The sequence below is a fragment of the Janthinobacterium sp. NKUCC06_STL genome (assembly GCF_019345455.1).
In the GTDB taxonomy this organism is placed as follows: Bacteria; Pseudomonadota; Gammaproteobacteria; order Burkholderiales; family Burkholderiaceae_D; genus Janthinobacterium; species Janthinobacterium rivuli.
On sequence record NZ_JAHKQY010000004.1, the window covers coordinates 300,899 to 314,907 of the forward strand.

10 protein-coding genes and 1 pseudogene are annotated in these 14,009 nt (G+C 57.5%); 1 reads left to right on the forward strand and 10 read right to left on the reverse strand.

Annotated elements, in window-relative coordinates; all coding sequences use genetic code 11:
* Positions 1-9 precede the first annotated feature (9 nt).
* A pseudogene (locus tag KO539_RS16970) lies at positions 10-168 on the reverse strand (transposase); the annotation flags it as partial.
* 37 nt (positions 169-205) lie between these two features.
* Complete coding sequence (locus KO539_RS16975; protein ID WP_307789158.1) at positions 206-1,864, reverse strand: alpha-glucosidase; 1,659 nt, start codon at positions 1,862-1,864, stop codon at positions 206-208.
* Between the two features lie 479 nt (positions 1,865-2,343).
* Between KO539_RS16975 and KO539_RS16980 the strand changes: the two genes are divergently transcribed.
* Entirely contained in the window at positions 2,344-3,519 is a 1,176-nt protein-coding gene (locus KO539_RS16980; RefSeq protein ID WP_141169613.1) for an ATP-binding protein, read from the forward strand.
* A 217-nt stretch (positions 3,520-3,736) separates the two neighbouring features.
* Here KO539_RS16980 and KO539_RS16985 read toward each other — a convergent pair whose 3' ends face one another.
* The 8 genes from KO539_RS16985 to KO539_RS17015 form a co-directional block, all read right to left on the reverse strand.
* Positions 3,737-6,886 (reverse strand): error-prone DNA polymerase, encoded by a 3,150-nt coding sequence (locus KO539_RS16985; protein ID WP_219310648.1) that lies wholly within the window; start codon positions 6,884-6,886, stop codon positions 3,737-3,739.
* A 2-nt stretch (positions 6,887-6,888) separates the two neighbouring features.
* Complete coding sequence (locus KO539_RS16990; protein WP_374106431.1) at positions 6,889-8,274, reverse strand: DNA polymerase Y family protein; 1,386 nt, start codon at positions 8,272-8,274, stop codon at positions 6,889-6,891.
* A gap of 16 nt (positions 8,275-8,290) precedes the next feature.
* Complete coding sequence (imuA, locus tag KO539_RS16995; RefSeq protein WP_257626323.1) at positions 8,291-8,980, reverse strand: translesion DNA synthesis-associated protein ImuA; 690 nt, start codon at positions 8,978-8,980, stop codon at positions 8,291-8,293.
* Positions 8,981-9,766: 786 nt separating this feature from the next.
* Positions 9,767-11,092: a serine hydrolase domain-containing protein gene (locus KO539_RS17000; protein ID WP_219310651.1), complete on the reverse strand. Its 1,326-nt coding sequence runs from the start codon at positions 11,090-11,092 to the stop codon at positions 9,767-9,769.
* 504 nt (positions 11,093-11,596) lie between these two features.
* Complete coding sequence (locus tag KO539_RS17005; protein ID WP_219310652.1) at positions 11,597-12,082, reverse strand: hypothetical protein; 486 nt, start codon at positions 12,080-12,082, stop codon at positions 11,597-11,599.
* Positions 12,083-12,710: 628 nt separating this feature from the next.
* The gene (locus tag KO539_RS17010) at positions 12,711-13,184 is read right to left on the reverse strand and encodes a hypothetical protein (RefSeq protein WP_219310653.1); all 474 of its coding nucleotides are present in this window, start codon (positions 13,182-13,184) and stop codon (positions 12,711-12,713) included.
* A gap of 201 nt (positions 13,185-13,385) precedes the next feature.
* Complete coding sequence (locus tag KO539_RS30260; RefSeq protein ID WP_257626325.1) at positions 13,386-13,517, reverse strand: hypothetical protein; 132 nt, start codon at positions 13,515-13,517, stop codon at positions 13,386-13,388.
* A 21-nt stretch (positions 13,518-13,538) separates the two neighbouring features.
* Positions 13,539-13,979 (reverse strand): hypothetical protein, encoded by a 441-nt coding sequence (locus KO539_RS17015; protein WP_219310654.1) that lies wholly within the window; start codon positions 13,977-13,979, stop codon positions 13,539-13,541.
* Positions 13,980-14,009: the final 30 nt, after the last annotated feature.

Genomic DNA, 14,009 nt, shown 5'->3' on the forward strand with positions numbered 1-14,009 from the left:
TTAGAACGCCTAACAAAATCGCTGAATGTATCTCCAGCAGATGAGTATGCACACAAGCGGGAGAAACGTCTGGTGGATATCGGCCCGGCGTTCGTAGCGCATGCCTAATCGGCGGAAGCGGTGCAGCCAACCCAGTGTGCGTTCGATCACCCAGCGCCATTTAGCCAGGCGATCGCGCGACTCGATGTGATTGCACAACAACGCTTTACCCGAGCCCTGCCTCACACACATAAGCGATAGCAAACGATTCGTATGGCTGCAGGCTGAGGTGGTCGGTCCAGCTGTCACGCTGGGCATAGTTGCTGATCAAGCCTTGCCCGGCAATGCCGTGCAGCATTGCCGGCAGGTCCAGTTCGACGTGTTCGCCGGAGAAGTTGTTGACGACAACCAGCTGTTGGTTCCCCAAGCTGCGCCGGTAGGCGAATACCTGCGGGTGCTGCTCCAGCAACGGCAGGTATTGTCCGTAAACCATGACGTCCCAGTGCTTGCGCAGTTCGATCAGCTTCTGGTAGTGGAAGAAGACCGAATCGGGTTGTTCCAGCGTGGCCGCGACGTTGATCTCGGGGTAGTTTGGATTCAGCTTTAGCCATGGCGTGCCAGTACTGAAGCCGGCGTTGTGTGTACTGTTCCACTGCATTGGGGTGCGTGCATTGTCCCGTCCGTTGGCGTGGATGCCGGCCATCATCGTCTCCGGTGACACACCGGCGGCCGTGCGTTCGTGGTAGAGGTTGAGCGATTCGATGTCGCGATAGTCGTCGATGGAATCGAAACGTACATTGGTCATGCCTATTTCCTCGCCTTGATAGACGTAGGGGGTGCCCTTGAGAAAATGTAGCGCGGTGGCCAGCATCTTGGCCGACTCGACCCGATAGCGGCCGGGGTCGCCGTATTTGGATACGGCGCGCGGCAGGTCGTGGTTATTCCAGAACAGCGAGTTCCAGCCGGCATCGGCCAGCGCGTTCTGCCACTTACTGATGACCTGCTTGAACTCGATCAGATCGAACGGCCGCGGCTTCCATTTCCCCTCCTTGGTATCGTGGGTCATGGTGATGTGCTCAAACTGGAAGACCATCGACAGCTCCTGACGCGCCGGGTCGGAATACAGCTTGGCGGTCTCCGGGGTGGCGCTCCACGTCTCGCCCACCGACACTACATCGCGTGCCGCCAAGGTCGCTTGGTGCATTTGCTGCAGCCGCGGGTGCAGTTGTGCGCCGTTGGCGATAATCTGCTGGTCAACCTGTTTGCCGATGAGATCGATCACATCCATGCGGAAGCCGCCGATGCCCTTGTCCAACCACCAGTTCATCATGCGATGCACCTCTTCCTGCACCTGGGGATTTTCCCAGTTCAGGTCCGGCTGTCGTTTCGAGAACAGATGGAAGTAATATTCACCGCTGGCGGCATCGTATTCCCATGCACTGCCGCCAAAAAACGAACGTTGCTGGTCGGGCGGGGAGCCATCGGCGCCTGCATTGCGCCAGATGTAGTAGTCACGGTAGGGGCTATCCTTGGATTTCTTCGCCTCGACGAACCAAGCATGCTCGTCAGAGGTGTGGTTGACCACAAGATCCATCAAAATACGGATGTGGCGCTTGGCCGCCTCTGCGATCAACTGCTCCATCTCGGCCAATGTGCCGAATTCAGCGGCGATATCCTGATAGTCGGAGATGTCATAGCCGTTATCGTCCATCGGCGACCGGTACACCGGAGACAGCCAGATCAGGTTGATTCCCAGATATTGCAGGTAGTCCAGTCTGCCGATGATTCCGGCCAGATCACCGACCCCATCGTGATTGCTGTCTTGAAAACTACGTGGGTAGATCTGATACACGACGGCGTTATGCCACCATTTCTTATCCAACATGATGATCTTTCTCGCTTATGGATTGGCGGCACTGTCTTGCAACGTGCCAAGGGATCGCCAGGGGTAGGGAAGATCCGATCTCGTCGTTGGATCCGGCAGCTATGATATCGCACACCAGGATCCTGGCAGGACACCCAGGCCCAACACGACCCATCGGCTTTTCATCTTTCAAGAACTATGGATCAGGACTGGCTAAACTAGCAGTGGCGATTCACCATGTAGACGATGACGACGTCATCGTTATCAACCTCCAAGACGTGAACCTGCAACACAAGCTCGCTGCAGCTGCGGCTGCATCAGTCGGATATGACATCTTCGCCATCGCTTATGGCCGAATAATGCTAATCCGTACCGGTGGAAAAAAGAAGCCCGCTGGAACTTTCTACAAGGATAGAAGTCTAACAAAATCTACTAAAGTATAAGCATGTATAACGTGAAGACCTTATACTTTACTAGAATTTCCTATCAATGGAGGTTGCATGGACCCCGTAAAAAACCCTTTCGCACCCGGCGCAGGTAGCCGCCCACCGGAACTCGCAGGGCGACAGGCGATTATCAATGATGCGCGCGTGGCTATTGATCGAGCCTTGCTTGGAAGACCTAGCCGATCTCAAGTGTTTCTGGGCCTTCGTGGTGTAGGTAAAACCGTACTTCTGAATGCTGTTGAGACCATGGCCAACGAGCGCGGCCATCTAACTTCCAGCATCGAAGCGCCGGAAAGTAAGCCGCTAGGAGAATTGCTTTTGCCGCGCGTACATCAGGTGCTACGCAAGCTCTCTCTTATCGACAATGCTAAAGGCAAAGCATACGAGGCACTGCGTGCGCTACGATCCTTTGCCGCTGTGTTCAATTTTGAATACGGAGACATGTCAATCTCCGTCGATCCCGAAGTAGGAGTAGCAGACAGTGGCGACCTGGAGAACGATCTTCCTGAGTTGTTCGTACGTATTGGCGAAGCTGCAAAAGCCGCAGGAAAGGCTTGGACGCTCCTCATTGACGAGCTCCAGTACCTTAGCCAGAAGGATCTGGCAGCTCTCATCGTTTCGCTCCACAAGATCAACCAGAGTGAGCTCCCCGTCTTGTTTTTCGGTGCCGGATTACCCCAAGTAGCAGCATTATCTGGCGAAGCCAAATCCTATGCAGAGAGATTATTCCACTTCCCAGAGGTCGGTGCCCTGTCTGAAGTCGATGCCAAGGCAGCCATCCGGCAACCTGTAAATGAAGAAGGTGCCGTTATCGATGAGGGGGCTCTAACCGAAATATTCCTTAAAACCAAAGGCTACCCTTACTTTTTACAGGAATGGGGCCACCAATCCTGGAACCTTGCCGTCGGGGATACGATCACCCTTCATGACGCAAGACAGGCAGAAGCAACCACCCTGAAGCGTCTGGATGAAGGCTTTTTTAAGGTGCGTTTCGATCGATTAACGCCGAAAGAGCGCGAGTATGTCATCGCGATGGCAAGGTTAGGGAACGGGCCATACCGCTCTTCAGATGTGGCCGACGCGCTCGGTGAATCCTCGCAAAGCCTAGGGCCGCGCCGTGCCCAGATAATTAGCAAAGGAATGATCTACAGCCCATCTCACGGAGACATCGCATTCACTGTTCCGATGTTTAATGACTATCTCACTCGCAATTTGGCCAATCTTGGCTGACCGGAGCCTTGTCCTCATGCCTGCCCAGATCCCTGCACGCATGCTTCACAGTCCAAGACGTGACCGCCAGGGATACCGGTTGGCAAACTGCACGTGTCCGTGGCCGGGAAATATGCTTTGAATTGGCTGCTCACTGTCGCAGGCAGAGGATTCGGATTGAATCGCTACGATTGCTGTAGGCACTTTGTTGCCATCATTAATTGCGAAAGGACACTCGTTAGTGAAAGTTCCTGCTCTTCGTGTCAAGCTGTCCAAGCAGATGCGAGCAATCGACGAGCCGCTTGGCAATCAGGTTGCGCACACCGCTCTTCGATTGCCAGATTCCGTACACCCCCAGGAGTGAGGCATTCATCAGTTCCGCGCGTTGCTTTTCCACCAGCGTGGGCCAGACAATAATGTTGATGGTGCCAAATTCGTCTTCCAGGGTGAGGAAGATCACCCCCTTGGCCGTTTCCGGTCGCTGTCTTACCGTGACGATGCCGCAGCCCCTGGCCAGCTGGCCATCGCTGAAGGTGTTCAGGATATCCGACGGCACAAAGCGCATTTTATTGAGGCGCTCGCGCAGGAGAGCGAGTGGATGTCGGCCCAGTGTCAGGCCGACATGCCGGTAGTCCGCCACGATGTCATCGGCTTCCGTGGGCGGCGCCAGCTCCAGCACGGGTTCGGCAATGGTCGTCCCTCGCATCAAATCCCGCTCCGGCACGCTCGCCGCGGCATCCCACATGGCCATGCGCCGGTTGCCTGTCAGCGTTACCAGGGCATTGGCCGACGCCAGCGCCTTCATATCCCTCGCATCGAGTTGCGCGCGCATGGCAACATCGCGCGTGTTTTTGAAGGGGGCTGCAGCGCGGGCTTCCTCAATACGCCAGGCCGCCTCTCTCATCATTCCATTGATATTATTTAAACCAAGGCGTACCGCCAGTCTACCGTCCGCCATCGGCTCCAGGGAGGCTTCCCATCCGCTCGCGCAGACATCGACGGGTCTTACCTCGACATCATGCCGGCGCGCGTCCTGCACCAGAGAGGAACGACTATAAAACCCCATGGGCTGGCTGTTGAGCAGGGCGGCCAGGAACTCGGCGGGATGATGGCACTTGAGCCAGCTGCTGGCATAGGCCAGCAGAGCAAAGCTGTGCGCATGGGATTCCGGAAAACCATATTCGGCAAAGCCGCGTATCTGGCCAACGATCGACGTGGCAAATTCGATGCTGTAGCCGCGATCGGCCATGCCAGTCATGAGCTGGTCCTCGAACTGTTCCAGGCCACCTTTTCTTTTCCAGGCGGCCATGGCGCGGCGCAGGCGGTCGGCTTCAGCGGCCGTAAAACCCGCCGCTGTCATGGCGATCGACATGACTTGCTCCTGGAAGATCGGCACCCCCAGTGTGCGCCGCAGCACCGCCTCGATCTCCGGGCTCGGATAGGTGACTGCTTCCAGGCCCTGGCGCCGGCGCAAATACGGATTAATCATGCCGCCCTGGATCGGCCCTGGCCGGATGATGGCCACCTCAATGACCAGATCATAGAATTCGCGTGGCTGCATGCGCGGCAGCATCGACATCTGCGCCCGCGATTCGATCTGAAACACGCCCACGGTGTCCGCTTTGGAAATCATCTGGTAAGTAGCGGCATCCTCATGGGGAATATCGCCTAATTCAAAACGCTCACCACGCTGTTCCGAGATCAACGCCAGGGTGCGGGCGATACACGACAGCATGCCCAGCGCCAGGATGTCGATTTTTAGGAGACCCAGCTCATCGATGTCATCCTTATCCCATTGAATCACGGTGCGCTCGGGCATGGCGGCGTTTTCAATCGGCACCAGGCGGGAGAGGGGGCCGCGTGAAATGACGAAGCCGCCCGGATGCTGGGAGAGATGACGTGGAAAACGCATCAGGCGCTCGGCAATGGCCGCCCATTTTTCGGCGATCGGGGAGTGCGGATCGAGTCCGCAAGTGGTAAGGCGCTGCTGCAGGTCGGCACGTCCACCCCAGCTATGCGATGCCTTGGCCACCTTGTCGACCACCGACAGGTCCACCCCCAGCGCGCGCCCCACATCGCGCAGCACGCTGCGCGGGCGGTAGGAAATGACAACGGCCGTCAAAGCGGCCCGCATGCGGCCATACTTGCGATAGATGTATTGAATCACCTCCTCGCGCCGCTGGTGTTCGAAGTCGACATCGATGTCGGGCGGTTCATCGCGCTCGCGTGAGATAAACCGCTCAAAGAGGAGGGTGCCGCGCGAGGGGTCGACTTCGGTGATGCCGAGGCAGTAGCAGACAGCCGAATTCGCAGCCGATCCGCGCCCCTGGCAGAGGATTTTTTGCGAGCGGGCGAAGCGCACGATGTCGAATACCGTCAAAAAATAGGGTTCATATTGCATGTCGCCGATCAGTTCCAGCTCATATTCCAGCTGCGCTTGGACGTTGTCGGGAATCGCGTGCGGGTAGCGCCAGTGCGCTCCGATATACGCCTGCTCGCGCAGGTAGCTGGCCGGGGTCTGCCCCTCCGGCACGATCTCGCCTGGATATTCATAGCGTAGTTCATCGAGCGAAAAAGTGCAGCGCTGGGCCACGCGCAGGGTTTCATCCAGCGTGTCGCGCGGATACAGATTACCCAGCCGCAAACGTGAACGCAGATGCGCTTCGGCATTCGAGGCCAGCTGATAGCCGCACTGCGCCACCGGCGTATTCAGACGAATCGCGGTCATGGTGTCCTGGATAATTTTCATCGAGCGCAGATGCATGACGACATCGCCCGTGGCGACGACAGGTAAACTGAATTCGGCGCCGATGGCTTCGACCATGGCGCGGTGCCGGTCATCCTGGGCACGGTGGTGCAACGTCAAGGCGACGCGCGCGCGGCCCGGTGCGCTGCGCACCAGCCATTCGGCTTGCCGCTCGATCTCTTCATAAGGGGCGTTATATTTGGGGCACAGAATGAGCTGGCAGCCAGGCAGCCCTTTTAAGTGGACGAGATGGCCGCTGGGGTTGGCGATGTCGCGTGGCCACACCAGGTAACTTCCCTTGTCGGCGCGCGTGCGCGCAGCGGTAATGAGTTCGCTTAGGTTGCCGTAGCCGTCGCGGTCCATGGCCAGGATCAGCACCGTGAAGGGCGGGGTGCCGTCTTCCGGTGTCACTTTCATTTGGCTGGCAATGATGAGATGGATGTTCCACTCCCTCGCGGCCACATGCGCCTTGACCACGCCGGCCAGGGAACATTCGTCGGCCATGGCGATGGCCTGGTAGCCCAGCTGGGCCGCGCGCGCCACCAATTGATCGGGCGGCGATGCGCCGTGCAGGAAGGAGTAATGGCTCATGCACTGCAGCTCGGCATAGTCTGGCAGCGTGGAAACTGGTGGCTGGTCCATGATCAGCCGAACATGCCGTGCAGGTACCAGCGGCCGTCCACGACACGCTCCAGGTAGATCCAGTAGCAGGCCGCGTCGCTGCCTTGCGCGATGTAATAGTCGCGGGCCGCGATTTGATCGTTCCACCAGCCGGCCTCAATGCGTTCCGGCCCCTTGAGCATTTTTAGTGGGGAACCATAGAAGGGACGTTCGCCGCGCAGCAGCAGCGGGATGGGTTTGGGTAGCAGCCAGAACGGGCGCTCAAAAGCCTCATCCTCGGCGTTGACCGCCTTGCGCTTTTCGGTGGCGGCAGCCCAGGCATTGCTTTCCTCCGGCCGATGGTCGTGATGCTCGACAGGCGAGAGGACGTTGTCGCTGCCAAGACGGGCACTGAGTAATTCCAGTAGGCGCTTGTAGTCGGCGGGGCTGCCGCTTGGCTCTGGAAACAGGTCTTGTGTCGGTGGCGCCATCGCCGTGAGCAGTCGCGCTTCCAGGCGCAGGGCGATGACTGGGGCAGCCAGTTCCGTGCGCGCCAGGCGCTCCTTCAGCAGCCGTATCAGGTGTTCATCGCGCCAGGTCGGCTCCGCCAATCCGATCTCGATCGGCGTGGGCGGGATCGCGGTCTTGCCGCGCTCGTGCTCCAGCAGCAGAACAAAAACGCTCACAGCCTGCTGGCGCACGACCAGCCAGCCGACAAATTGCTGCAGCAGGCCCGTGGCGCCGTCCAGCAGGGCATCGGCGTGTTCGATCCGGTCAAAAGTCTCGATGCGCGCTGAAAAAGTCTCGGGAATGGCGATCCATTCAAACAGTTCAGGAGCGAGTCCATAGGCGCGGTCGAGTTCATCGAGCACGTGCTTGTTCATCCTGCGCTGGATGCCAGGGCGGGGGAGGCGCCGTAGCGCCGCCAGATGATCGGCACCAATGTCCGTTAGCCATTCGAGGTGATTCGCCGTGCTGGGCAGATAGGCGCAGGGCATGCGGTCGAGCTGGCGCTCGAGTGAGCGCATGTGCACCGTGCGCCGCACAATGATCTGGCGTTTGGCCGGCTGCCAGCGCGACAGCAGCCAGGCCCCCATGGCCGTCGGCGCCGTGCCGAGCTGCGCGGTCACCCCAAGCGCTTGCAGGGCAGCGCGAATGCGCCGGCTGATGGCGGCTCGCCCGTTAAACAGGCGTAAGCTGGCGGTCACGTCCAGCAGCAGGCTGAAGTCGCCGGCATGTGCCACTTCCGGGGTGAACTGGAGGAGGGCGAGCGCGATGGCATTGCTGGTGATCAATTCACGCTCAATATTGCGCTCCAGGATGACGCTATCCGGCGAGACGGCCGCCACGCCGCCAGGGCGCATGCCGATACGTACCCCTTCGGCATAGGCATGCTGCGAGACCGCAATGATGCGGCCTTTCTCGACCACCGCATACGGCCCCGGCTCACACCAGCGCGGCCTGAGGCATTCGAGAGGCAACAGTGGGAGGTGTACGCTGAACCAGAACCGCATTTTGATCGTCCAAAAATCGTTGACGTGCCGGCATGTCAGCCAGCGGGATAAAGAGTGGCGCCTCTTGATGTGGGCCACGCCGTTTAATAATGTGAGCGGAAATGCCGCCGGCGGCCGGGCGCAATGCCAGGCGCAATGGTGCAGGTGAGGCATCAGCCGCTGCGCTCATCGGCCGGAGCAGCCAGAAGAACGTTTCGGTTGTCTGCGCCGCCAGATTGAGGCGCCGCAGTGCCTCGTCGCGAATATTGGCTTGCCACAACAGCACCGCGCCGCAGCTGCCATTGCGCAGGATCTGCTCGGTGGACCAGAGCGCATCGGCGGTGCTGGGGGCACGTATCCAGAGCAGGTTCGGGCAACTCAGATCCATGAATTTGCAGGCAGCGGAGTTGGGCAAGTACGGCGGCTGCACCAGGGCGATCCGACGATGTTGCGACAGTTGCGCCAGCACTGGCCGCAACAAGTGCATTTCCCCGATACCCGTTTGCTGAACTAGCAACTCCGTGAAGGTCGATTGCGGCCAACCGTTGCCCGGAAGCTCACGATCCAAGACGCTGTGACCGGTAGTAACGGTGCTGATTGTTGCTCGACTCAGTTCACTTGCCCGCCAGACGTCACGCAGCATGGGGCTGTTAGCCAATGCGGTAGAGCTGGTTCGTTGAAGGGAGGGTAAAAGCATGGCGTCTGGCTAGAGGTCGTTGATCATTCTCAAAACTACTGTATATAAAAACAGTATATGCTGAGGACGTCAAAAACTGCAAGGTCCATGAATTTCTTGAGTTGTCAAAATTAACAGAGACAGCGGTACGAAAGTGCAAAGAGAGACGCGTCATTGAGGAACATCTAGGTATGTCAGTTCTATTGGACGAACGCCATTCGCTCTCGCGACCTCGCTAGCTTTCTGCGACCGTCTAATACAGCTCGACAAAAATAGGGCGATAGTAGAGCTAATTGAGACTCACGCACCTTGAACCGGCCTGGCAAATTTGAGCATGTCGTCCCTCCATGGTTTTGGCACTGTAGCTTACCTAAAGCAGCTGCTATGCTATCACTTTGACAATGCGATAGAACCGCTGATGCTACTTGCACGAACGGCGGCCGGTGTCGCCCTCAGGCCTAGCCAGTAAGGCAATGAATTCCTGCACTGGCACATCATCTCCGTGCAGATTCCAACGGATTGAAACACGCCGTTTCGCGGTGGGGTGTCCCATCATCTGGCAACTCCACGCTCAACTCAACACGGCGGATGTCATGCCGCGGGCCGGCGGTCTCGCTGTTGTACTAACGCTTGGCCACGATGCAAGCCATCGACCATGGCGACCACTGCGCGCAGGTCTGGATGCACGTCGTGATCGCAGCTTGCCAGCACCGCCTCGCACGCTCTTGCCGAGTTGGCGCTACCGTTGCCGATTCAGCTATCCGGGTTGCGGTGGGCCTTGCGCCCCCCGATTAAGAGCAGGTCTTGGGCGCCATCCTGAGTTAGTTCGATGATGTCGCCGGTCTCGGGAGATACCAGGCTGGATTTGCCGGTCGGCACCAGCCGGGTGGCGCCGATGTCAGGCATCACCATCGTCCAGTCCTTGCCGTCGAAGCGCAGTTCGTAGCGGTTGGTGAAACGGCCCTCGAAGTTGTCGAGCTGGTAGATGCCGACGTGGCGCGTGGCCGTTGCTAAGTCCAGGGGCGCCGCTTGGGCCAGGCGAGGTTTGAAGTCGGGCCAGTCGTAGGCGGATGCCACCGCCTTGACGATCTCGCCGCCAAGATAGGTACCGTTGTCGCCGTCGGTCATGACTACAACGCCGTTGCCGCTGTCGAGATACATCGCATAGGTGCTCTTGAAGCCGGTGTTGCCGCCGGAATGCATGAAGCGTTTGTGCTCGCCATCGCCGACCACGAAGAAGCCCTGCGCATAATTGTTCAGCGCCGGCGTCAGCAGATCGCGCGCCTCGGTGGTGCTCAGAAAGGCCGTGCCGATTTTCCACGACCGCTGGACACCGATGGCGAAGCGCGCCAGGTCGCTAGCCGTGGTCCACAGGCCGGCGGCCGCCAGTTCGGGATAGATGAAGGCCCCGCCTTCGACTTCGCTGCCGTCGGCGTAGTGGCCGCGCGCACGATTGTGTTCTGCCGCCGGCAATGGCTGCGCGAATGTGCTGCGCTGCATCCGCAGCGGCTGCAGTACTTGCTGGCGCATCAACTCCGCAAAAGGCGTGCGCAGACATTGCTGCATGGCGACTTGGGCGATGGTGTAGCCGCCGCCGGAATACGCATAGGCGGCGCCCGGGATGGTCTGGATGGCGACCGCCGGCGTGAGCGACGGCGGCTCGCCCTTGATTACCTGAAGGTCCGTAGGGATCGCCTGCGACGGTGGATAGCCGGGGAATCCGGATACGGTCGCCCCTGCGGTGTGGCTGAGCAAATTGCGCAAGGTCACCGGATGCTCGGGGCTTTGCTGTCCGGCGGGTAGGGGCCACGGCCGCAGACAGGTGTCCACCGGACTATCGAGCTGGAGCTTGTTGCTGCCCGCCAGCCGTTGCGCCAGCACGCCGGTCACGCCCTTGCTGATGGACGCGGCCTGATACAGCGTGTCGGTGTCGGCCGCAGGTGCGGACGGTTGCCGGTAGACGCCAGCCCAAGCGATCTTGCCGTCGCGGATGACCGCCACGCTGACGCTGGAGACCTTATAGCGGCGCAGGCGCTGCTGGATATCGAAGGATTGCGTGGGCTCGCCTGCGATGTCCACCCGCTGCCGCAGACCGCCGGCGATACGCGCGGCTATGTCGGACTCGCCCGCATGGGCGGGGCCGCTACATGCCGCTACTCCCAGTAAGGCTCCCAGGTGTAGCGCGTGGCCTGAAGCATGGACTGGCAATAGCCATAGACGACTGCGCATAAGTTTCCCTTTGATTAATTGGATGGGCTAATCTTATCGAGCGTTGTCTTAGGTTCCCTAACTTTGCGACGGACGGTGGAAAGCTTGGTCTAGGCCGTTTTTTTTCACCAAAATCTCTACGCGCTGCTAGCATTGCCAACAAAAACAGCGGGGTCGGTGCAGACAAAAGCAGAGAGGAGTCGCCGGGGCAGAGCAGCAGACTGCCCTGTTGCTCGCCCTGGATCGAATGGTAGGGTGGGGCGGCGCAACCAATATCGCCGATCAGCCGGTCAATCGGATCGACGACTTTCTATCCTGAAAGGAGGTGGCATGTACCACCGGCTCAGTGCCTCAATTTTTCATGGAAGTATCGTACTAGGGCAACTGTTGCTTTTGTTGTTCAAAGGGGGAGTGGGGGTCCTGCCATTGCTTTACGCCCCAGGACTGGGCCAGTGAATTGCGGCATGATCGAGCAAGTGTGAGTGATAATTGCTCGAGTTCTGGTCCTTCTTTACCTGCGATCAGCGCGTTCCTAAATTCGACCATAGCGGATTCGACGTTACGGTCCTCCACCATGACTAGTTCGCCCCAGAACAGTAGAAAAAATTTGCTCCTTGCAGCCGCGATTTCGTCCCGCGATGCCGATGTCGCCATCGTGGCGGTAGCCTGAGTGGCATCCGTGTAGAGCTTCAATTGTCTGTCGAGAAATGGCCTGGTAGCTTCGATCCGCCGCGTTTCAGCTTGGCCCCGCTGTGTGAGGATAAACTGATATGCTCCCCAGCAGAACGCAACGATTGTGCCAATCATCGTGAGAATTTTTAGCGTCGCCTCAAGGGATATCTTGGAGGATTCGAGGGACATCTGGAGGTCCTCCATTCGCCAATGGTGTTGAAAGCCCTTAGGTAGCACAACTGGATTGAGATCCTCCAGCTATAACGGCCATGAAACATAGATAAATCAAGGTATGGTCGGTTTGTCCGATAGCTTCGTGCACTTTGCGCCAGTGCTGGCCCACCCCACGACCCTCTGCGCCTGGTCCACCAACATAATGACCCGGCAGCCGGCAGCCTTACTCCCATAGTTGAGCTGCAATAGGTCATCCTCATGTCGATAGCTGCTGGGCGTGCCGTAGCGTTCGGCGACAGTAAAGCTGTTCTGACCAACCAAATTATCCAATGCTGGATCCCCGCTGGCTGCGCATCCCGATGTCAGGATGATAAACATCAGCGAGCACAGCCTTCTCATTTTTCACTTTCAGGACATGATTGGCCTCATCATAACTCTCTACTGCACGAGTAACTTTGCGCGAGAACATGAATATCGGCTATGTAAGGGCACTGACTATATCTACGATATAGCTTTTATTTACTTCCGGCCGCAAACAAAACCCAAAGAGCAAATGCGGATACGCGTGTCCACTACCAGAACCGTGCGATGCGCATAGACCTGGAATGGGCGTGTGTGCGAGCGCCACACTGCTGGCACCTTGTCAGGTGCCGAAAATCTCTTGAATTTGAGTGCTTATTTGTTGGCGTATGTTGTTGCTGGACATTATTGGATCAACTGGATCGAAGCAAAATTCGGCAGTAACATCACTGCCAGAACCATTTTTAGAAAATGTCAGATCGAGCCACATTGCCCCTGATTTTCCAGGTGTACCTGACGAGACAGTTTGAGCTAAATGGTAAAAAGCGCCGCTTTGCTTTTCATGCTTGTATCCCTGATCAACCAAGTAAGTTCGATCAACCGTTTTTCGGTAAAACGTGATCTGTTCAGGCGACTTAAATCCGAAACGGGTCATTGCTCGTCCATAAAGCGTATCAACATCGACGCTACTTTTATGAATCGGCAGTACCGTGCATCCTGATTCTTTGGAGTAAGTGGTGGCTGAAATTCTATTGGGATATAAATTGCCTTGGCGTATGTGGGAAGGCGCAGCTATATTGGTGTCGATCTTTAACAAGCCATTGAGTGATGGAACAAATTCGGCGCAAGCCACGATATTTAGTGCGATGATTTAAATCCATGCGATATTAATGAATTTCACAATATCTCCGTATTCAGAGCGGTAATATTTCCCACTTTCAAAGTCACCGATATTTTCGGCTCGATGGTCTAGGTGTATGTCGCCCGATCTGCTGCAGGCCATACCCTCGCCGATTTACTATTTCAAAAACTTTTCGTCGAACGCCTTTTGCCTTTGTTTTTCCACGTGCTTGTCGTAGCGGTCCATTGCCAACAATCCTGCAATGCCCGCTAGTAAGATGACGATGACGATCATCAGAACTTTACGCATGTTGCACCTCGACACAATCCACTATGTTTGCGAGCTGACCAGTCCGGCATCCCGAAGTTTTTGCAAAAAAATGTACCCGTCCTCTTCTTCTGTAAAGATCTCTTCACCGTCGAGCATGTACGCCTTAAGCAATTCCGCGATACCAGCTTCTTCATTTTTCAAGGCTAATTCCGTCTGCGCGAGGCGATAATGCACAAACGGGTTCTCTTGGCCGTCAGGACCATTTAGCGCATCGAATAATGCCTCGCGCGCCGCAGAAAAATCAGCAAGATGGTGGAGCGCATCGCCAATGGAGGCTTTCAGCCAGGTATACGCTTCCCAGTCAGCCTGTGGTGCAGGGAGCAGGTCAAGGGCCTGCGTCCATCTCTCCGCTGCTTGGGTGAATTCGCCTTGATCGGCCAGGTCATTGCCCATTTCTGATAGCAAGTCGATCTGCTTGCTTACATTGGAAGGTAAGTCCATTCAGTTTCCCTTTTGTTGCTGTTCAAACGC